Origin of the sequence: Streptomyces sp. NPDC018833, assembly GCF_044390825.1 — a bacterium.
Lineage (GTDB): Bacteria > Actinomycetota > Actinomycetes > Streptomycetales > Streptomycetaceae > Streptomyces.
Window position 1 is genome coordinate 562837 of record NZ_JBIRZM010000002.1, and the last position, 18229, is coordinate 581065.

16 protein-coding genes and 2 pseudogenes are annotated in these 18229 nt (G+C 69.6%); 10 read left to right on the forward strand and 8 right to left on the reverse strand.

Annotated elements, in window-relative coordinates; translation table 11 throughout:
* The first annotated feature begins 239 nt into the window (after nucleotides 1–239).
* From ACH5AF_RS06385 to ACH5AF_RS06415, 7 genes and pseudogenes are all read left to right on the forward strand, one after another.
* Nucleotides 240–527: a hypothetical protein gene (locus ACH5AF_RS06385; protein WP_398900279.1), complete on the forward strand. Its 288-nt coding sequence runs from the start codon at nucleotides 240–242 to the stop codon at nucleotides 525–527.
* 3 nt (nucleotides 528–530) lie between these two features.
* Nucleotides 531–1586 carry an asparaginase gene (locus ACH5AF_RS06390; RefSeq protein ID WP_398900280.1) on the forward strand — a complete coding sequence of 352 codons (1056 nt, stop codon included), beginning with the start codon at nucleotides 531–533 and terminating at the stop codon, nucleotides 1584–1586.
* 45 nt (nucleotides 1587–1631) lie between these two features.
* Nucleotides 1632–2331, forward strand: a pseudogene (locus ACH5AF_RS06395) (peptidase dimerization domain-containing protein); the annotation flags it as partial.
* 31 nt (nucleotides 2332–2362) lie between these two features.
* Entirely contained in the window at nucleotides 2363–3187 is an 825-nt protein-coding gene (locus ACH5AF_RS06400) for an MBL fold metallo-hydrolase (RefSeq protein ID WP_398900281.1), read from the forward strand.
* A gap of 1016 nt (nucleotides 3188–4203) precedes the next feature.
* Nucleotides 4204–6588, forward strand: a complete 2385-nt coding sequence (locus ACH5AF_RS06405; RefSeq protein WP_398900282.1) for a phosphoketolase — start codon at nucleotides 4204–4206, stop codon at nucleotides 6586–6588.
* A 510-nt stretch (nucleotides 6589–7098) separates the two neighbouring features.
* Nucleotides 7099–7182 (forward strand): annotated as a pseudogene (locus ACH5AF_RS06410) (transposase); the annotation flags it as partial.
* A 75-nt stretch (nucleotides 7183–7257) separates the two neighbouring features.
* A complete protein-coding gene (locus ACH5AF_RS06415) occupies nucleotides 7258–7935 on the forward strand; it encodes a hypothetical protein (protein ID WP_398900454.1) in 678 nt (225 codons plus the stop codon).
* A gap of 12 nt (nucleotides 7936–7947) precedes the next feature.
* On the opposite strand, the gene ACH5AF_RS06420 is transcribed toward ACH5AF_RS06415, so the two are convergent.
* Both ACH5AF_RS06420 and ACH5AF_RS06425 read right to left on the reverse strand, forming a co-directional pair.
* The gene (locus ACH5AF_RS06420) at nucleotides 7948–8274 is read right to left on the reverse strand and encodes a hypothetical protein (protein WP_398900283.1); all 327 of its coding nucleotides are present in this window, start codon (nucleotides 8272–8274) and stop codon (nucleotides 7948–7950) included.
* A gap of 24 nt (nucleotides 8275–8298) precedes the next feature.
* Entirely contained in the window at nucleotides 8299–8391 is a 93-nt protein-coding gene (locus ACH5AF_RS06425; RefSeq protein ID WP_398900284.1) for a CBS domain-containing protein, read from the reverse strand.
* 157 nt (nucleotides 8392–8548) lie between these two features.
* Here ACH5AF_RS06425 and ACH5AF_RS06430 point away from each other — a divergent pair, with 157 nt between their 5' ends.
* Complete coding sequence (locus ACH5AF_RS06430) at nucleotides 8549–9415, forward strand: universal stress protein (RefSeq protein ID WP_398900286.1); 867 nt, start codon at nucleotides 8549–8551, stop codon at nucleotides 9413–9415.
* Between the two features lie 47 nt (nucleotides 9416–9462).
* Nucleotides 9463–12066 carry a cation-translocating P-type ATPase gene (locus ACH5AF_RS06435; RefSeq protein ID WP_398900287.1) on the forward strand — a complete coding sequence of 868 codons (2604 nt, stop codon included), beginning with the start codon at nucleotides 9463–9465 and terminating at the stop codon, nucleotides 12064–12066.
* Here the strand turns inward: ACH5AF_RS06435 and ACH5AF_RS06440 are convergent.
* The 6 genes from ACH5AF_RS06440 to ACH5AF_RS06465 all read right to left on the reverse strand — a co-directional run bounded on the left by ACH5AF_RS06440 (nucleotide 12050) and on the right by ACH5AF_RS06465 (nucleotide 16989).
* Complete coding sequence (locus ACH5AF_RS06440) at nucleotides 12050–12223, reverse strand: hypothetical protein (RefSeq protein WP_398900288.1); 174 nt, start codon at nucleotides 12221–12223, stop codon at nucleotides 12050–12052. The genes ACH5AF_RS06435 and ACH5AF_RS06440 overlap by 17 nt on opposite strands.
* Nucleotides 12224–12386: 163 nt before the next feature.
* Entirely contained in the window at nucleotides 12387–13385 is a 999-nt protein-coding gene (locus tag ACH5AF_RS06445; protein ID WP_398900289.1) for an Acg family FMN-binding oxidoreductase, read from the reverse strand.
* Nucleotides 13386–13988: 603 nt separating this feature from the next.
* Nucleotides 13989–14537 (reverse strand): acetate--CoA ligase family protein, encoded by a 549-nt coding sequence (locus ACH5AF_RS06450; protein ID WP_398900291.1) that lies wholly within the window; start codon nucleotides 14535–14537, stop codon nucleotides 13989–13991.
* Between the two features lie 643 nt (nucleotides 14538–15180).
* Complete coding sequence (locus tag ACH5AF_RS06455; protein WP_398900292.1) at nucleotides 15181–15828, reverse strand: CBS domain-containing protein; 648 nt, start codon at nucleotides 15826–15828, stop codon at nucleotides 15181–15183.
* A 62-nt stretch (nucleotides 15829–15890) separates the two neighbouring features.
* Entirely contained in the window at nucleotides 15891–16478 is a 588-nt protein-coding gene (locus tag ACH5AF_RS06460) for a hypothetical protein (protein WP_398900293.1), read from the reverse strand.
* A gap of 4 nt (nucleotides 16479–16482) precedes the next feature.
* Nucleotides 16483–16989 (reverse strand): flavodoxin domain-containing protein, encoded by a 507-nt coding sequence (locus ACH5AF_RS06465; RefSeq protein ID WP_398900294.1) that lies wholly within the window; start codon nucleotides 16987–16989, stop codon nucleotides 16483–16485.
* A 304-nt stretch (nucleotides 16990–17293) separates the two neighbouring features.
* Between ACH5AF_RS06465 and ACH5AF_RS06470 the strand changes: the two genes are divergently transcribed.
* The gene (locus ACH5AF_RS06470; protein ID WP_398900455.1) at nucleotides 17294–18172 is read left to right on the forward strand and encodes a universal stress protein; all 879 of its coding nucleotides are present in this window, start codon (nucleotides 17294–17296) and stop codon (nucleotides 18170–18172) included.
* Nucleotides 18173–18229: the final 57 nt, after the last annotated feature.

Genomic DNA, 18229 nt, shown 5'->3' on the forward strand with positions numbered 1-18229 from the left:
CAGCAGGCACCCACCGCCCAGCACTACCCACACCACTGATCCGGGACGGACCGCCACTCTCGAGGCGACGAGGCAACCCAAGCCCAGATCACTCACCGCCGGTAGGAGGCGGCGGTGAGCAGGGCCGATCTCCAGCTCGATGGTCGCGTGTGTGGCCCGCGGTGTGCTCAACAGCGATCCGTGACCGCGCGGCGCCGACCCACTCGCCCCCTAAGCGTGAACCCCCCGACTGCGTACGGATGAACCCCAGACCCCTCGGCACCTGGAGCCTGATCATGGTCTGCTCGTTACTCTTGTGGACTCGATGCGAGGACTGCCGGGCCGCCCGAGCCCGCTACCAACTGTCCGAAGTCACCGACGCCCAAGACCAGCTGCTGATGTGCGCCGGCAAGAGGGCGTACAGCACCACGGTGCTGTATCTGCCGCTGGCCGTGGCGGCCCCGGTCGGCGGCTGTTTCGTGGCCCGCCGCCGGGTGGACACCATACCCAGCGCCGCGGCGGCCGCGGACAGCGGGTTCGGGGCCTGACGGGTGACGCAGACCGACGGGGAAGTTGGCTACCCAGAGCGTGCGCCGGCAAAGGCGGCGGCTATTCGTGAGCCCCGCCATGCCACGCTCGCCCATGTGGTGCGCGGAGACCTCATCGAAGGGGTCCACTACGGCTCGGTCGTCGTCCTGTCCGCCGACGGCGGCGTCGAGTTCCAAGCCGGCGACATTGAGGCGGCTTTCTGCCCATGCTCCGCGCTCCGGCCGGTCCAGGTCGTGGGCTTGCTGCGTGCCGGGCTGCTCCTGGATGGCGAATTGCTAGCGCTGGCTGCGGCCAGTCACTCAGGCGAGGAGCGCCATCTGGTTGGCGTCCTGCGCCTCTTGGCGGTTGCCGGGCTGATCGAAGCCGACCTGGGGAATACGCCCGACTGGCCGTGCGATCCCGCGGTGCGTGAAGCGTGGGTCCGTGGTGGACACGGCTTGTCCCGGCTCGCGCAGAACGGTTCCGGCATGCATGCAGCCATGTTGATGACGGCTCAGGCCCGCGGTTGGCCGCTCGACACCTACCTCGACTCCGGGCATCTGCTGCAGCAGTCGATCGCCGCTGCGGTGGAGGATCTGACGGGTGAGAGTATCGCGCAGGTGACGGTCGACAGGTGTGGAGCACCGCTCTTCTCCGTCTCCTTGCGCGGCCTCACCCGAGCTGTGGCTCGGATCGCCTCTGCGGCGCCGGGCACCATGGAGGCCAGTGTCGCCGACGCCATACGCGGGTATCCGGAGATGGCTTCCGGAAGTTGGCGGGATGTCGCACGGCTGATGCGAGCCGTCCCGGGTCTGCTGGCCAAGGACGGGTTCGAAGGGGTCCAAGTGGCTGCCCTGCCGGATGGCCGCGCTGTCGGGGTGAAGATCGCTGATGGAGCCGACCGTGCCCGGATGCCGGTGGCGGCAGCGGCTCTCGCGCTGTGCGGAGTCGACCGGGGCGTCCTCACCGAATTCGCCAACAGGCCCTTAATGAGCGGCATGACCGTGATCGGCAGTCTAAGAGTCGCCGGTGCACTGACCCTCGACCTTCCCGCCGTACCGCCGACTTCTCAACCATAGGAGCGGACGCCCGACGCCATGAGAACACAGCGCAAGGTGCAGGCGCTATGGCACGGCCACACCGGCGACGCCTGCATCATTACCGAGCCGACCGGAGGTGCCCTGGTCACCGCCAGCGCCGGCGCGTTGACTTTCCGGATCGAGGTGGCCGGCAAGGCGACGCACGCCAGCACCCGTGAGGAGGGGTCAGCGCGATCGACGCGTACCTGCCGATCCACGCGGCGCTGGCACGTCTGGAGGCGCAGCGCAACACCGCAGCCGATCCGATGAGGAGCGATCACGCGATCCCGTACGCCTTGTCGGTGGGTAGGCTCCGCTCGGGCGACTGGTCGGGCAGCGTGCCCGATCTGCTCGTTGCCGGTACGGCTGGACGAGGATCCCGCGCAGGCGCGGGCCGCGCTCGAGACATGCGTCGCCGAGGCCGCAACCGCCGACTCGTGGCCGCGCAGGCATCCACCCACCGTGACCTGGCCAGGGGGCCAGTTCGCCAGCGCCGCCTGGCCTCCGGAGGCCCGCTGCGGGATCTGGTACTCGACGCGCACGCTGATGCCATCGGCGGCGCGCGACTGCCCGAACGCGGCGTGCCATACGAAAGCGACCTGAGGCTGTACACCGGGGTCGGCGTACCGACCTTGCACTTCGGGCCCGGCGACGTACGTCTCGCGCAGGGGCACGCGAACAGGTCCGGGTGAGCGAGATCGTCGCCGCCACCCGGGTGCTCGCGCTCACGGCGCTGCGCGCGGTTCGGCGTCAGATAACAGACAGGAGGTTCGGACATGCCCATCAGCAAGACCATCGGCGGTGTCACCGTGATAGCCCTGGAGGACGGTACCGGCCCGTTCTTCGAACCCCGTGAGGTCGCCTTCCCTGCGGCCGATCCGCTGCTGTGGGCCGAGGCGGACCAGCGTGATCCGGCCAGCGTGCGCGACGGAAGCTGGCAGCTGAAGTTCCGGTGCTTCGCGCTGCGGTTTGACGACGGACGGATCATCGTGGTCGACGCCGGCATCGGGCCTGCCTCGGCGCCATCGACCTGGGCACCGCTGCCCGGTCGGCTCCCCGACGAGCTCGCTGGCGCCGGCATCGACCGGCACGACGTCGACACCGTGGTGCTGACCCACGTACACACCGACCACGTCGGATGGTCAATGGACGCAGACGGGGCAGCGTACTTCCCGAACGCCCGATACCTGGTGCAAGCCGCCGAGGTCGCAGCCGTCGAGAGCCGCGAGCCGACGCTTGCGGAGTGGCTGCTCGCGCCGCTGCGAGCAGCCGGCCAACTGGCCATGGTGGACGGCACGTGCCGACTCGCACCCGGCGCCGCTGTACGAGCGACACCGGGTCACACCCCGGGACACCAGTCCGTCGTGCTGACCAGCGTCGGGGAGGCCCTCGTTGTCACCGGCGACCTGCTGGTGCACACGGTGCAGCTCATCGATCCGACCCAGCCATACCACTACGACGACGACCCCGCGCTGGCACGGGCCTCACGCATCGCCCTGCTGGAGTCCGCCAGCGGCCTCGTCCTGGCCACCTCGCACCTCGGCGAACCGTTCGTCCGAGCGATTCAGACCGGCGATGCCAACGCGTCTCCTCGTCGCTGAGGCGGGCTCCGCCCCGTCGCGACCGGTCGGCAGGTGCCGGCCAGGCTGACGCCCACGCGATCTCCGCCGTGTCAGGACCACCAGATCCCAGAATGACAGGGCGGCGATCAGGGTCGGCTCAATAGCTGTGGAGCGCCGCGTCCGGGCTCGCCGCCCGGCCATCCCGCCATGGCGGGGAGTTCGGGCGACTACGGCACACGGCTCTTACGGTTAAGGGCGGTTCACCCCAGCCGTTGACCTGTTGGCCCGGCCCGGCCGTCGGCTGAAAGGGCTGCCCAGGGGCACGGTCAGTCGGCCGAGACTGCGTTGCGGCGCCTTCGTCGGGTGCCCTGAGTTGCTCCGGCAGGCTGCGCGCGGTGGCGTCCAGAAACGGGGCGCCATGCCGCTCCGGCCGGTCACAGGACGAGTCGAAGGGTTCGCGAGAGCGGAGCCGATGGTGAGCGTCACGAAGAGCGCACGGGCAGGCACTTCCTGCTCGACGGTGGCTTCTCCTCGGCGTCGGGAGTTCCCACTTGTGGCCGCTATATCGGTTGGGACCTAAGGGCCTGGAGCGGGGCCGGATGGTCCCTCCTTGGGTGCTGTCCGGCTGTGTCACCGTGCGTAGAGAGTGCTTCTCGACAACCATGGCGGCGATGGGCTCGGAAGTGATCCCGGTCTCGGGAGTGACGCATTGGAGTGGGGGCGGTAGCGCCTTGGCCTGCACGACGGCAACCCATGCGGATCAGGTCCTATCGGACGATGCGGTCCGGCTCTCCGCAGCGGGTCATTTGCCCGAACATCCTCCAGCACAAGGCGAGCTGAGCTTTTCGCCGCGACCGTGGCCGGAACCGGTGGAGCGTCCGAGAAGTGGCATGCTCCGCGACTCTCCGGCTGTCGTGGGGACCTGCTCCGGTCCCGTACCTGCGTCGGCACCGCCGTTCGTAGTGAGCTTCCCCGGTAAACGCTTCTCTATTGCAGTCACAGAGCACACAGGTCGATATATCGCCGAGGTCCCGACTCACTGACGGAGGAAATATATGCGCAAGGCCAAGCGTCAGGATCGCTCCAAGCTGTCCGATGAGGAGCTCACCGTACTCGACGCCCACTGGAGGGCCGCCAACTACCTGTCGGTCGGACAGATCTACCTGATGGGCAATCCGCTGCTCAAGCGGCCTCTGGAGCCGGCGCACATCAAGCCGCGGCTCCTGGGACACTGGGGCACGTCCCCCGGGCTCAACCTCGTGCACACCCACATGAATCGGGTCATCCGACGGCGGAACATCTCCGCGCTGTGCATCTGGGGGCCGGGGCACGGTGGTCCCGCCATTCTGGCGAACTCCTGGCTGGAGGGCAGTTACAGCGAGACCTACCCGGACGTGAGCCGGGACGAAGCCGGTATGGAGCGGCTGTTCCGGCAGTTCTCCTTCCCCGGAGGGGTCCCCAGCCACGTCGCACCCGAGACCCCCGGGTCCATTCATGAGGGCGGTGAGCTGGGATACGCCCTGTCACACGCCTACGGCGCCGCGCTCGACAACCCGGAGCTGCTGGTCACCTGTGTCATCGGTGACGGCGAAGCCGAGACGGGGCCGCTCGCCGCCTCGTGGCACTCCAACAAGTTCCTCGACCCCGTACACGACGGCGCCGTACTGCCAGTGCTGCACCTCAACGGCTACAAGATCGCCAATCCCACGGTGCTCGCCCGGCTCCCCGAAGCGGAGCTCGATGAGCTGTTGCGCGGATACGGGCACGAGCCGCTGCACGTCACCGGCGACGACCCCGTCGCGGTGCACCGCGCCATGGCAGCCGCGATGGACACCGCCCTCGAGAGCATCGCCCGGATCCAGCGGGAGGCGCGGACCAGGGGCACGACCGTACGCCCGCGCTGGCCCGTGATCGTGCTGCGTACGCCCAAGGGATGGACCGGTCCGGCTGAGGTCGACGGCCTGCCGGTCGAAGGGACCTGGCGCGCGCACCAGGTCCCGCTCGCCGGGGTACGTGACAACCCCGCCCACCTTACCCAGTTGGAGGAATGGCTTCGTTCGTACCGGCCCGAGGAGCTCTTCGACGAGTACGGCCGGCCCCGGCCCGACGTCCTGGCCTGTGTACCGGAAGGCGACCGCAGGCTCGGCGCGACTCCGCACGCCAATGGCGGCCTGCTCCTGCGGGAGCTGCCCGTCGCGCCGCTCGAACGGTTCGCCCCACCGGTCGACAAGCCGGGCGTGACCTTGCACGAGCCGACCCGGGTTCTGGGTGATCTGCTCGAAAGCGTCATGGCAGCCACCGCCGACCGTCGCGACTTCCGGCTCGTCGGACCGGACGAGACAGCGTCGAACCGACTCCAGGCGGTCTACGACGCCAGCGGCAAGGCCTGGCAGGACCAGATCCTCAAGACCGATGAGCATCTGGACCGGCACGGCCGTGTGATGGAAATCCTCTCCGAACACACTTGCCAGGGCTGGCTTGAGGGCTACCTCCTCACCGGCCGGCACGGGCTGTTCTCCTGCTACGAGGCCTTCGTCCACATCGTCGACTCGATGGTCAACCAGCACATCAAGTGGCTCAAGACGTCCCGGTCACTGCCCTGGCGTGCCCCCGTCGCCTCCCTCAACTACCTGTTGACCAGTCACGTCTGGCGCCAGGACCACAACGGCTTCTCCCACCAGGACCCCGGCTTCGTCGATCACGTCCTCAACAAGAGCCCCGAAGTCGTACGGGTCTACCTGCCGCCGGACACCAACACCCTGCTGTCCGTCGCCGACCATGCGCTGCGCAGCCGCGACTACGTCAACGTGATCGTCGCCGGCAAGCAGCCCTGCTTCGACTGGCTTTCGCTCGACGAGGCCCGCCTCCACTGCGCGCGCGGCGCAGGTGTCTGGGAATGGGCGGGCACCGAGAGCGCCGGCCAGGAGCCCGACGTGGTTCTGGCGTGCGCGGGGGACGTCCCCACTCAGGAGGTACTCGCGGCAGCCGATCTGCTCCGCCGCCATCTTCCCGACCTCGCCGTACGAGTCGTCAACGTCGTCGACCTGGCCCGCCTCATGCCGCACGAAGAGCATCCCCATGGCATGACCGACTCGGAGTACGACGCTCTCTTCACGACCGACAAGCCGGTGATCTTCGCGTACCACGGCTATCCGTGGCTGGTCCACCGGCTCGCCTACCGCCGCACCGGCCACGCCCACCTGCATGTACGCGGCTACAAGGAGATGGGGACCACCACCACACCCTTCGACATGGTCGTGCGTAACGACCTTGACCGCTACCGCCTCGTGATGGACGTCATCGACCGCACCCCAGGACTCGGCGTGCGCGCGGTGGGCGTACGGCAGACCATGGCGGATACCCGCACACGCCACCATGCCTGGATCCGCGAACACGGAACAGACATGCCCGAAATCGCCGACTGGGCCTGGGGCGGGTGAACCGCGTCGTATGGACCGCGTCCTCCACCGGACGAACCGGCGCGCCTCGGCATTGCGCGAAGGCATGCCTGCGTGCGGGAGAACCGACGGCTTCTCCGACGTCGCGTTCACCGGCGGGGCGCGCACTGCCCCGGCGGGGAATCCCGTCACCGAACAGGAGGTCCGAGATGGCGGTATGTCCGGACGTCATCGGGTTGGGCTCCGTCTACATGGCAGGGTGGCTGTGAGCAGCGGCGGGCCCGCCGTCCCCCGCCACGGCGGTTGTCCAACGTGGCGGGGCGTGAGCGCGGTCTTCCTCGATACCGACGGGGTGACCGCCGACTCGGCGCGGGTTCATCCGTGTTGGTGTCTTGGGATGTTCTTGTGACTGCTGGCGATGGTGGTTGTTGCACGGCGTGTGAGCGTTCGTCGTCCGTATCGCCGTGACGTGTCCGATGCCCGGTGGGCCTTGATCGCGCCGGTGTTCACCGCCTGGCCGGCCGGAGAACCGGGCCGGAAACAGCAGCACGGGTGCATGATCTACGGGAGATCGTGAATGCGATCCTCTACGTCCATCGCACAGGCACCCCGTGGGAGTACCTGCCGCACGACTTGTCCTGTGGACAGCGTCCGGGTCAGTTCCAGACGGGTCCGGTGGCGCGGTGGCGTCGCTGGGGTGATGCTCGGCGCATGGGCACAGACGGCTTCGTACGAGGGCGAACCTGGGGTCTGGTGGCAGTGACATCGCTGGCCGCTCACACCGCCTTCATCCGGCCTCGGTTGCTGACCTGGGGGGCTTCGAGCGATGAGGTAACCCGCGCCTACCCGGGCGATGAACTGGTGCCGAACGCGGACGGCTCGTCGACCATGGCCACGACCCTGCCGGCGCCGCCGACTGAGGTTTGGCCGTGGTTGCTGCAAATGGGGTGTAACCGCGCAGGCTGGTACAGCTGGGACCGGTTCGACAACGGCGGACAGCGCAGCGCCGACCGCATTGTCAGAGACTGGCAAAGCCTGGAGGTGGGACAGCATCTGGACGCGGTTCCGAGCGGTGACGCTTGGTTCACTGTGGCGGTGCTCGATACGCAGAAGACTCTGGTGCTGCGCTCCGCCCTGGTACTTCCCTTCGGCCGCCCCTTCGACCCGTTGTCGGGGACGGCGCCAGGCTCGTATGTGGATTCCATCTGGGGTTTCCATCTTGCCCCAGCCGCCGGTGGCAGAACCCGTTTGGTCGTCCGCACCCGATCTCGCAGCCGACCGCGCCTGCTGACCCGGCCTATGGACGTCCTGTTCTGGGAACCGGCTCACCTCGTGATGCAGAGCCGCCAGTTTCACAATCTGTGTATGCGTCTGCGCGCGGGGGGCTGACACAGCGCTCGGTCAAGAGGCCGCGACCGAGAGCGCCGTGGGTCGCACGCGAACGCGTGCCGTTGATCCGACATCGGTTACGCGTTGGTCAGGTCGAGTCGAACGTTCAGGCCCCCTCCACCGCGCGGACAGGCGGGCCAGCAGCGGCACCAGCGCCCGATCGTCCAAATGGCAGCCCAGGACGACCATGCCGTCCTTGACCGAGACCTCGACCCGTGCTGTGGTCGGCACATCGAGGAGAACGGTGTGGCGAATCTCGGCTGCGATCTCCTCGTCCGGCCGAAGAATCACTTTCAGTAGATCACTGCGGTGGCCCTCCAGCAGGCCGACACCGTCCACAATCGGCAGCTGCTTGACGCGCCGTCAGGCCATGATCCTCGCCGCTTCGGCGATGGTGGCGTCCGCGTGCACGGTCACCGCGGGGCTCGACATGAGCTCCTCCGCGAACACCGCCACGCCTTGACGGACCCGCCCTGACCGGGACGGACGCATCAGGTCGGGACTTTCGGTCCTTATAGGGGACGTGGTGGCCCTGTGCCGACCGTCGCCCCGGTGACAGCGTGAGCAGCGACCGCCCGAGGTACGCACCTGCCGGGCGCGCGAGGAGGAATCCATGACGAACACCGCTGTACGTGACGAGATACTCATCGGTGTCGACCCGAGGGAGCAGTCCGTGCCCGCCCTCGCCTGGGCTGCCGATGAAGCGGTACGCAGGGGGCTGAGCCTTCGGTTGGTGCTGTCGGTTCCGCCACTGCACGACACGCAGCACGTCGACACGGAGCCGCATCGCACCGCCCGGCGTGCGCGGGCGGAGACGGCCCTCGCCACGGCGTCGGAGGCCGTGCGCGCCCTTCACCCGAACCTGCCCATGACGACAGAGCTGCTCGACGGTGTGCCCGCCACGACGGTGTGCCGCGAAGCGGCACGGGCGTGCATGGTGGTCCTCGGATCACGCCGGCTCAGTCGGTGGGAGGAGATCTTGAGCACCGGTTCGGTGGTCGTACCGGTGAGTGCACAGGCCGAGTGCCCGGTCGTTGTGGTCAGGGAACCGGAGTACATCGCCGAGGAACGCCCGTACCTGGTCGTGGGCGTGGACGGCAGTGAAGGTTCCGCCGCCGCTGTGGCGTTCGCCTTCGAGGAGGCACGGCTGCGGCACGCGGCGGTGTGGGCTGTATGGGCATGGCACCGCCCCTTCGCCGGTCTCGCCGACGACACGGACACGGCAAGGGAACAGCAGCGGCTGCTGAACGAGTTTCTGGAGCCCTGGCAGCGGAAGTACCCGGAACTTGAAGTCACCGGAGACGTCCTGCTGGGCCACCCGGTGGAGCGGCTGTCGCTCGCCTCAGCACGTGCTCTGGCCGTCGTCGTGGGTCGGCGCGGGCGGGGCGGCTACACCGGGATGCGTCTGGGGTCGGTGGCCCATGGGCTGCTGCACCGGGCGGAGTGCCCGGTCATCACCGTGCCCGGACCCCGGCGATGACTCCGGGCGTTGACGACTCGCGAACACGGGCCGAGCAAGGAGAACCGGTGACCGTGCAAGAACTCCCCACGGGGCCACCGCCGGAGGTCTCGGAGCTCGGGCTCACCGACGAGGAGGCCGTCCGCCTCCTCACCACGTACGGCCCCAATGAGGTGGCCGCCGCACGACCCGTCCCCTTGTACGCCCGCGTGCTGACACAGGTGCGCGATCCGCTGATCATGGTGCTGCTCGGCGCCATCACATTGACCGTGGCGATCGGTGACTACGCCGATTCCGTGGTGATCGCCCTCGTAATCGTGGTGAACACGGCCGTTGGCGTCGTCCAGGAGATGCGTGCCGACCGGGCGGTGGCGGCGCTCTCAGCCATGTCGGCCCCCACCGCTCGCGTCCGGCGCGAAGGCGCCGAGCGGGAGATCCCGTCCTCCGCGGTGGTAACGGGCGACGTGCTGCTGCTCGGTGAGGGGGACGTCGTGCCGGCCGACGCCCGGCTCACGCACGCGGCGTCCCTGCTGGTCGACGAGTCGATGCTGACCGGTGAGTCTGTGCCCGTGGACAAGGCCGCAGGACAGGACGATCGGGAGGAGTCGGCGCTCCACGCCGGGACGGTGGTCGTACGCGGCCGGGGCGTGGCGTCCGTGACGGCGACCGGAGCGGCCAGCGCGCTGGGCCGGATCGCCGAACTGCTCGACACCCACCCCGAGCCCACCCCTCTACAGCGCCGGCTGGCTGCCCTGGGGCGGGTGCTCGCCCTGGTGACCGTGGGTCTGTGCCTGGTGTTCTTCGTCCTGGGCCTGGCACGCGGAACCGCCCCGGGAATCATGGCCGTGACGGCGATCAGCCTCGCGGTGGCCGCCGTGCCGGAATCCCTGCCCGCCGTCGTCACACTGGCCCTTGCCCTGGGGGCGCGCCGCATGGCGGCCCGGCACGCCCTCGTACGACGCCTGTCGGCCGTCGAGACCCTGGGGTCGGTGACCGTGCTCGCCACGGACAAGACCGGCACCCTCACCGAAGGCCGGATGGTGGTCGAACGCGTGTGGACGCCGGGGGACGGAGAGACCTTCTTCACGGGCTCCGGATACGAACCCGTCGGAGAGGTCCATAGGGACGGCCTGAGCGCCGGAACCGGCGATCTCGACGCCGTACGAGATCTTCTCACTGCCGCCGTCCTGTGCAACGACGCCGAACTCAAACCACCTGCGCCCGACTCGTCAGGTGCCTCGGACGGCCGCTGGACCGCGCTCGGCGACCCGACCGAGGCAGCCTTGCTCGCCGCGGCGGCCAAGGCCGGGTGCCGGAGCCGCCGAGACCTGGACGTCCCCTACCCGAGGAGGGACGAGGAGCCCTTCGACAGTGTCCGCAAGCGCATGACGACGGTGCACGGCACGCCCACGGGCGATGTGCTCGTCAGCCTGAAGGGTGCGCCCGAAGCGGTCCTCGCTTCTGCCGTCCTGGACGAACCCCAGCATGTACTGGACCGGGCAAGGGAGCAGGCGGCGACACTGGCAGCCCAGGGTTTCCGAGTACTCGCCGTGGCGTCGGGCCGACGCGATGACGTGCCCACGCACGCGCGGGACGCCGAGAGCGGCCTGCGTCTGCTGGGGCTCGCCGCCTTCAACGACCCACCCAAGACAGCGGCGCGTAAGACCCTGTCCGACTGCAGGGCGGCCGGGATCACACCCGTACTGATCACCGGGGATCACCCGGCCACCGCCGGTGCGATCGCCACTCGTGTCGGCCTCGTCGAGGACGGAGAGACCACACACGACACCGTGGTCACCGGCCGGGCACTGGCGGCGGGGGAAGTGCGCGACCCCACGGACGTACGGATCTTCGCCCGCACGAACCCCGAGCAGAAGCTCGACATCGTGCGGGCATGGCGAGCCCGTGGTCACGTCACGGCCATGACCGGAGACGGCGTCAACGACGGTCCCGCGCTGCGTCAGGCGGACATCGGCGTTGCGATGGGGCAGCGGGGCACCGAGGTCGCCCGGCAGGCCGCAGACCTTGTGTTGACGGACGATGAACTCTCGACCGTCGTGGCCGCGGTCGAAGAAGGCCGGCGCGTCTACGACAACATCCGCCGCTTCCTGCTCTACGCCCTGGCCGGCGGAACCGCGGAGATCCTCGTGATGCTCATCGGTCCCGCGCTGGGCCTGCCCCTGCCACTGCGCGCCGGACAAATCCTTTGGATCAACCTGCTGACGCACGGCCTCACAGGAGTGGCGATGGGCGCCGAGCCCGTCTCCCCCGGTGCCATGCGCCGGCCCCCTCGGCCCCCCGGGCAACACGTCCTCGGCGATGGCCTGTGGCAGCGGATCCTCATCGTCGGCACGGTGGTGACCGCCGCCTCGCTCGCAGCCGGTCTCGCGGCAAGGGGCATGGGCGCCCCATGGCAGAGCGTGCTGTTCCTGGCCCTACTGGTCGCCCAACTGGGTGTGGTGCTGGGCCTGCGCGACCGGCTCCTGGCCCGCGAGAACCTGTTCCTTCCGGTCGCCGTGGCGGGGTCGGCCGTACTCGCGGCCGCGGCGCTCTACGTGCCGTTCCTCCAGGCGGTCCTGCATACCGACCCGCTCGGGTGGGCAGCACTTGGGACGGCAGTTGCCGTGGGCGCACTCGGGTTCACCGCCGCGCGCCTCAGCCGACGGGCGTGAAGTCGATCGGTTCGATAGGTGCGACGACTGGATCCGCAGGGTTGTTGAATCCGGCTGAGGTGAGGTCCAGCTCCTTCCTCAGCGTTGGCGCCAGCGGAGCCAGCAGGGCCCAGGCCCAGAAGCTGACGTCGAACCCGGCCGTTGCAAGGGCAAGCATCCGGTGGGCCGCACGGGGCTCGCCGTCTGTTCCTTGGTTCCCAGTGTCCGTGGCCGCATGGAGGTCAGCCGGCGAGAATTCGGCACCCGCGTTCGGGTTCAACGCGCACCCCAAAGATCTCCAAGCCGCGCCCTCATCTCGATTCCGTCGGCACAGGACCGGCCTATTGGATGTCGAGCACCTGATCCACCGGTCGGCGCGGTGTCGCGGGCCCCGTTTCGCCGTATCCGAGCCGTAGCACCATCTGCACGAATCCCATCGCCGACTGCGGGTCGCGTACCGCCCAGCGCAGCTCGGGCCACTCGAGGGCGTGGGAGGTGAGCGAGGTGGCCAGCCCGTCCAGGGTGGCCTGGAGCAGCACGCGTTCCATCGCCTGTCCTGCGGTCAGCCAGTCTTGTGGCTCGTCGCCGGCCGTGCCCAGCAGGGCGAGGTGAGGGTGGGCTTCGAACGTCGCCGACTCGCGGTTCGGCACGTGGCGCCTGCCCGCGAAGTCGCGCACGGGGGCCTTGCCGTCCCGCTTGCTGGGTCCGAAGGCGTACGCCGGGATTCCGTCGGGCGCCGTATCGGTGGCATCCGCTTCGGTGCGCGTCCAGCGGACCACGTCTTCGTCGACACCGGACACCGCGTCGTCGAGGGCGTCGCGGCCTTCGGCGTCGTGGACCAGGTTCAGGACCGACTCCACATGCCACGAGGAGGGAAAGATCAGCCGTGCCCCTTCCAGGAGAGCAACGCCGCACAGACCGTCCTGAATGGCTGCGGGTAGCTCCTCTTCCGAGAACGGATAGCGGCTGGTGTGCCGGCGGTGGATCGCGGGATACAGCTCGGCGAGGTCGGTCTCGCGATGTACGGGGTCGGCCAGCTCCACCGCCGCGAGCAATTGCGGGTCCGCCGGGTCGGGCAACAATCGGGTGCTGGGCTCCCATCCCGTGTGAGCGGCCGCGACGCGCAGATTGAACACGGCCGCGCCGCATCCGATGTGGAGGGCACGGCCGGTCGGGTCGGCACGTGGCATGGCCCGTTCGGGGTCCGATCGGACATGGAAGGTGCTGGTGGCGCGATGGAAGCGGAACTTCCACGGCTGGGCATTGTGCATGGAAGGTGCGGCAATGGCGTCGGCCACGAGGGCCGTCACGGTCTTCGTGTCGAGCGGTGGTGCTGACACCAGGGACCTCCCTTTGGGAGCCGGCCGGCCTCGTGCAAAGGCGGCCCGTCTCCACGGTAGTCGCGGCGCGTCCGCCCGGCAGCGCCGGGCGGCAGCGACAGCGTCGTTACTGATCATTCGTGTGGCAATTCGGCAAGTTTCCGCAAATACCCCTACTCAGGGCGCGCCGACACTCCAGAGGCGAGTGAGTCCGGTCGAGAGTATGCCGTTGGTGCCGGGCCGCGCCGTGACAGAGGGCGGTGTCAGGGACTGTGCAGAGGCGTCGACCGGCCTGCCCGTATTGGGCCGGTGGTACACGCGATGATCCATCATGTGGCTTGTCCGGTGGCCGTGATGCCGCACGATCCCATCGTGGCTGCGCGCGATCGCTGCTCCGTGCGCCGCCCCTGCTGTGCCGGTCCTCCTGGATCGACGACGGCTGGTCGCCGAGGGCATCCGCCTTGTCTCCCAGATGCGGATGAACCACCGGCGCAGCCCCCTGCCGATGGAGGGAACACCGCGCCTTTGTGGTGCTCCTCGACCGGGAGACCGCCTGCCGGACGCGACCGTCAGCGGCGAGGGTCCTCCACAACGGTTGCACACCAGAGGGGCACAGCGCGGCGATCACATCAGTTCCTGCACCTCCACATCGGTCAAGGGCGCGAGCCGTGCCGAGTGGTCGGCGAGGACCTCGGTGGCCGTACCACCCAGCCCGAACAGCACCAAGGGCCCGAACACCGCGTCCTGGACGACTCCTGCGAACAGCTCGGTGCCTCGACCGGCGAGTGGCTGAATGACCACACCGGTCATCCGGTCGCCGAAGCGTCGGGACAAGTCCCGGTACGCGCAACGCACTTGTTCGGGGCCACGCAGGTCGAGGGCGACGGCCCCCACGGCGCTCTTGTGAGCAAGCCCGGGCCAATACGCCTTCATCACCACACCGCCGTCCGCCCCGGCAAGCCGTTCGGCCGCCTGGACCGCCTCGGTCTCGTCCGGAGCCCAGGCCCACGGGACACCGGGAACGCATAGCGGCCGAGCAACTCCGAGGCCGTCGCCGGGTCGAGCCAGCCACCCTTCGGATGATCGTCCAGGAAACGAGCGACAACCTCGCGCGCCGCGGCGCTGTTGACATCGTTCAGTTCGGGGACCGAACCGAAGGGACGTGCCAGCCACCGGCCGCGCGACACCGCTTGTGCCAACGCACGTGCGGCATCCTCCGCGTCCCCGAAGGCGGGCACATGCCCGTCCCCGCGAACCGGCAGCGGCTCGACGCGCGTGCTCTGCGAAGGCAACACGGCGGCAACCGGTCGGCGCCAAGGCGACGGGTGGTGGATCAGCGCGCCCACGAGGTCGTCACCGACAGCAGCGGCGACCGCGGTCGGTACCAGAACCACGAGAACGGCGTCGACTTCCGCGCACTGGCACAGCCGGTCGATGCAGCGCCGCAATTGATCCTCGCCGACCGCCGCCGTGGCGTCCACGGGGTTGGCGGCGCTCGCCCCCGGGGGGAGGTCGGCCAGCAGTTCCGTCGTGGTCGCTTCGCTCAGCATGGGTACGGTCAGCCCGGCCTCGGTGGGGCCCGACCGGCCCTGGGGCCGGCGGCTCCCACGGGTGACGTTGAGAACGAGACCGTACGACCCTTGGTGAAAGGCGGTGGGGGCAATGGAGTCGCCCCCTGGTTGCAGACCTCTAAGGTGCCGCCCTTGCGATCGGCCTCGGCCCGGCGCCGCCTGAAAGCCCTGCACGCCGGACCGACCGGCGCACCATGAACATCGCGCCTTTCGCGCGTGCCTCCGGCCCGAGTCGGTCGGCTCGGTCAGCGCGACGGCACGGCCGCGTCGACCAGATCGAGGCGGATGTCCACTACCCCTGCAACCGACCTGACCGCCCGGGCGAGACAGGGCACAAGTGCCCGGTCGCTCAGGAGACCGCCCAGGGTGACCACGCCGTCCTCGACCTCGACGCGTACCGCCGCCGTGGCCGGCAGATCGCGGATGACGGAGTCCCGGATCTCGCCGGCGATGTCCTCGTCGGAGCGGAGGAAGACCTTCAGCAGGTCGCTCCTGCTGACCACTCCCTCCAGCAGGCCGTGGCTGTCCACGACCGGGAGACGCTTGACATGCCGCCTGGCCATGATCCGGGCCGCCTCGGAGATGGTCGCGTCAGCGCGGACGGTGACGGCAGGGCTCGACATCAACTCATCCGCGTAGACCGCGCCTGCCTTGACCGCGTTGACGACGCCGATGCCGTGCAGGGTGCTGTCGTCCTCGCGGTGCTCCTCCTTGTGCAGGAGATCGGCTTCCGAGACCACGCCGATGACACGGCCTTCGCCCGCGAGCACGGGCAGGGCGCTCACCTGCCATTGATGCATCAGCTCGACGATCTCCTTGTACGACGCGCCGCTGCCCACCGCCACCGCGGTATGGGTCATGACATCGCTGACGGTGCGTGGTGGTGCGGTCATGGCAATCCTCCTTGATCAATCATGCCCGGGCGACAGTGAGGCGCCGGGGCTCGTACGGTCCATCACGACAGGAGGCGGCTCCATGCCGGCTCCACTTCTTTCCATTCGCGCTGCCATTCGGCGGCACGACGCCGGTTCCACACGGCACGTACGGCAGCCGCGGCGACGGCTCCGGCGCTCACGGTCAACGCCGCACCGCCCAGGCCGACGAACAGCGCGCCGGCCCAGATGTCGCCGCTGTTCAGCGGAGCCGTGGTGATGCGCCCGGCGCGGTCCAGCCAGATGCTCATCGGCTCTCCGCGTTCGGTCCCCGGCCGCACCGCCGCGGTACCCGTCGCGGACGTACCGTCAGCTGTGGTCCACCGGACCGGTACCGCCACCTTCGTCAGCCGTTGCGTCGCATCGGCCTGGGGCGCGGGGTCGGGGGCGTCCCGCAGTACCACGGCACGCACCTGATGTCTGGAGGCGTTCTGCGCGGCTGCGACTGCCTGGTCATGGGTGTAGGCGTAGGCACCGGCGGTCGCGCCCACTGCCGGAGCGAGGACGCAGACCGCCCCAGCCACGGCGAGGAGCACTCGGGCTTCCAGGACGTCCACGCGTCGGCGCAGGGGGTGGCAACGCCACTCCTTGCGCCTCGAGCACACGCGCATATGTTCACACCTCCACGGGCGCCTTGAGCTCGCGGGCCACGCCCGCGGCCCACGCGGCGATGCGGTCGAAGTCCCGGAAGTCCCCGCCCCGGCCCTCGTCGAGGATCGCCTTCGCCATGCGGCCCGTGGCCCCCGCTTCGAGCCGTCCGCCGAAGGTCACGTGGTCGCGAGCGCCGGTACGGCGCTCCGCGCGTCGGGCACTCCGTACGGGAGGGATGTCCCGCTCCGAGGCAGAGGGATCGAGCGGACCGCTGCTGAACAGCCAGACCGGCCGTTGCCGAAGGGCGCGGCAGTGCTGCCGCGCGAAGCGCCGGGCATCCCGGTGCCAGCGCCCCATGTAAAGGGCCCCGCCGAGCACCACCGCGTCGTACGGCGCGACGTCCGCCACCCCCCAAGGCGGCAGGACGTCCGCCTCCACCCCCTCGTCCCGCAGGACGGACGCGATGAAGTCGGCGATCTCGGCAGTCGAGCCGTTCTTGGTCCCGAACGTGATCAGTACGTTGCGCGGCACTGTCTCCACCGCCCTTTCGGGGCTCCGCCACGGGGGGCGCTGAGCACGCGGCCCGCCGTGTGTTCGAGTGCTTCCACTTCGAGCCTCCGCCGAGTACCCGACGCCTTGAAGGGCCTTCAAGGCAGAAAGGCAGGGCCGAACGGCCCTCGTTGCCCCGTTTGCGCCGGGGGACTGCGACGCCGTGGCCTCATTTCTCCTGGACCATCCGGCCCCAGCGGGGGCCGGGCGGCCCTGCCCGGGCCGACGCCGGCGTGTGACAGTGGCAGGGAGATCCTCCGGCATCGGGTGAAGGGCGGTGGAGAAGATGGTCTCGCCCCTGGTCGTAGGCATCGACGGCTCCGAGAGCAGCCTCCAGGCGGCTGGCTGGGCGGCCGCCGAGGCCACGCGTCACGGTCTACCACTGCGCCTGCTGTACGCGTCGCTGTGGGAGCGCTACGAGGGCCCGGTGCCCGCTGACGACGTTGACCGCGATGGCGAACGGGCGCTCGGCGAGTACATCGTCAGGACGGCCGAGGAGCGTGTGCGGCTGCAGGCCCCGGGCGCTGAGGTGACCACCGATGTCCTGCCGGAAGATCCCGTGAGCGCCCTGCTGCGACAGGACCGGCATGCCACCGCGATCGTCGTCGGTTCACGGGGACGGGGTGAGATCGCCGCTCTGGTGCTCGGTTCGGTCAGTCTCGCGGTCGCGGCCAGTGCCTACTGTCCTGTCGTCGTCGTACGCGGGGACGAGCCCGGACTGGCCGGTGCCCATGGGCGTGTGCTACTGGGGATCGGGGAGGGTGACGTCGATTCGCCGGCGGTTCACTTCGCCTTCCGTGAGGCGGCGGTGCGCGGGTGTGAACTGGACGTGGTCCGCGCCTGGCGCCGCCCGGCGCACGAGCCCACCGACCATCCTCTGCTCACCGGAGTCCCGGCCCACCACCACGAGGACCAGGCGTCGGCCTTGCTCAGCCGGGCCCTGGACGCCGTCGGGCGCGACTACCCGGACGTCCGGGTACGCAGGGCCACGATCGAGGGGCCGGCCCGAAAGGTGCTGCTGACGCGGTCGGCGGCTGCGGACCTCCTGGTCCTCGGGGCACGGCGCCGGGGTAGCCAACTCGGCATGCAGCTCGGCCGGGTGGTACACACGGCCCTCCATCACGCGTCCTGCCCGGTCGCGGTGGTACCGCACCAGGTGCCGTGAGCACGGCATCGCGCTGAGCTACCGTCAGGGCGGGCGCACGCAGGGCAGGTCGGGCCC

Excerpts from the sequence above, each read along its gene's own strand:
- ACH5AF_RS06430 (WP_398900286.1), top strand. The coding sequence starts at position 8,549 with ATGACGAACACCGCTGTACGTGACGAGATACTCATCGGTGTCGACCCG.
- ACH5AF_RS06455 (WP_398900292.1), bottom strand. The coding sequence starts at position 15,828 with ATGACCGCACCACCACGCACCGTCAGCGATGTCATGACCCATACCGCG.
- ACH5AF_RS06385 (WP_398900279.1), top strand. The coding sequence starts at position 240 with ATGAACCCCAGACCCCTCGGCACCTGGAGCCTGATCATGGTCTGCTCG.
- ACH5AF_RS06440 (WP_398900288.1), bottom strand. The coding sequence starts at position 12,223 with ATGCTTGCCCTTGCAACGGCCGGGTTCGACGTCAGCTTCTGGGCCTGG.
- ACH5AF_RS06400 (WP_398900281.1), top strand. The coding sequence starts at position 2,363 with ATGCCCATCAGCAAGACCATCGGCGGTGTCACCGTGATAGCCCTGGAG.
- ACH5AF_RS06415 (WP_398900454.1), top strand. The coding sequence starts at position 7,258 with ATGGGCACAGACGGCTTCGTACGAGGGCGAACCTGGGGTCTGGTGGCA.
- ACH5AF_RS06460 (WP_398900293.1), bottom strand. The coding sequence starts at position 16,478 with ATGCGCGTGTGCTCGAGGCGCAAGGAGTGGCGTTGCCACCCCCTGCGC.
- ACH5AF_RS06470 (WP_398900455.1), top strand. The coding sequence starts at position 17,294 with ATGGTCTCGCCCCTGGTCGTAGGCATCGACGGCTCCGAGAGCAGCCTC.
- ACH5AF_RS06405 (WP_398900282.1), top strand. The coding sequence starts at position 4,204 with ATGCGCAAGGCCAAGCGTCAGGATCGCTCCAAGCTGTCCGATGAGGAG.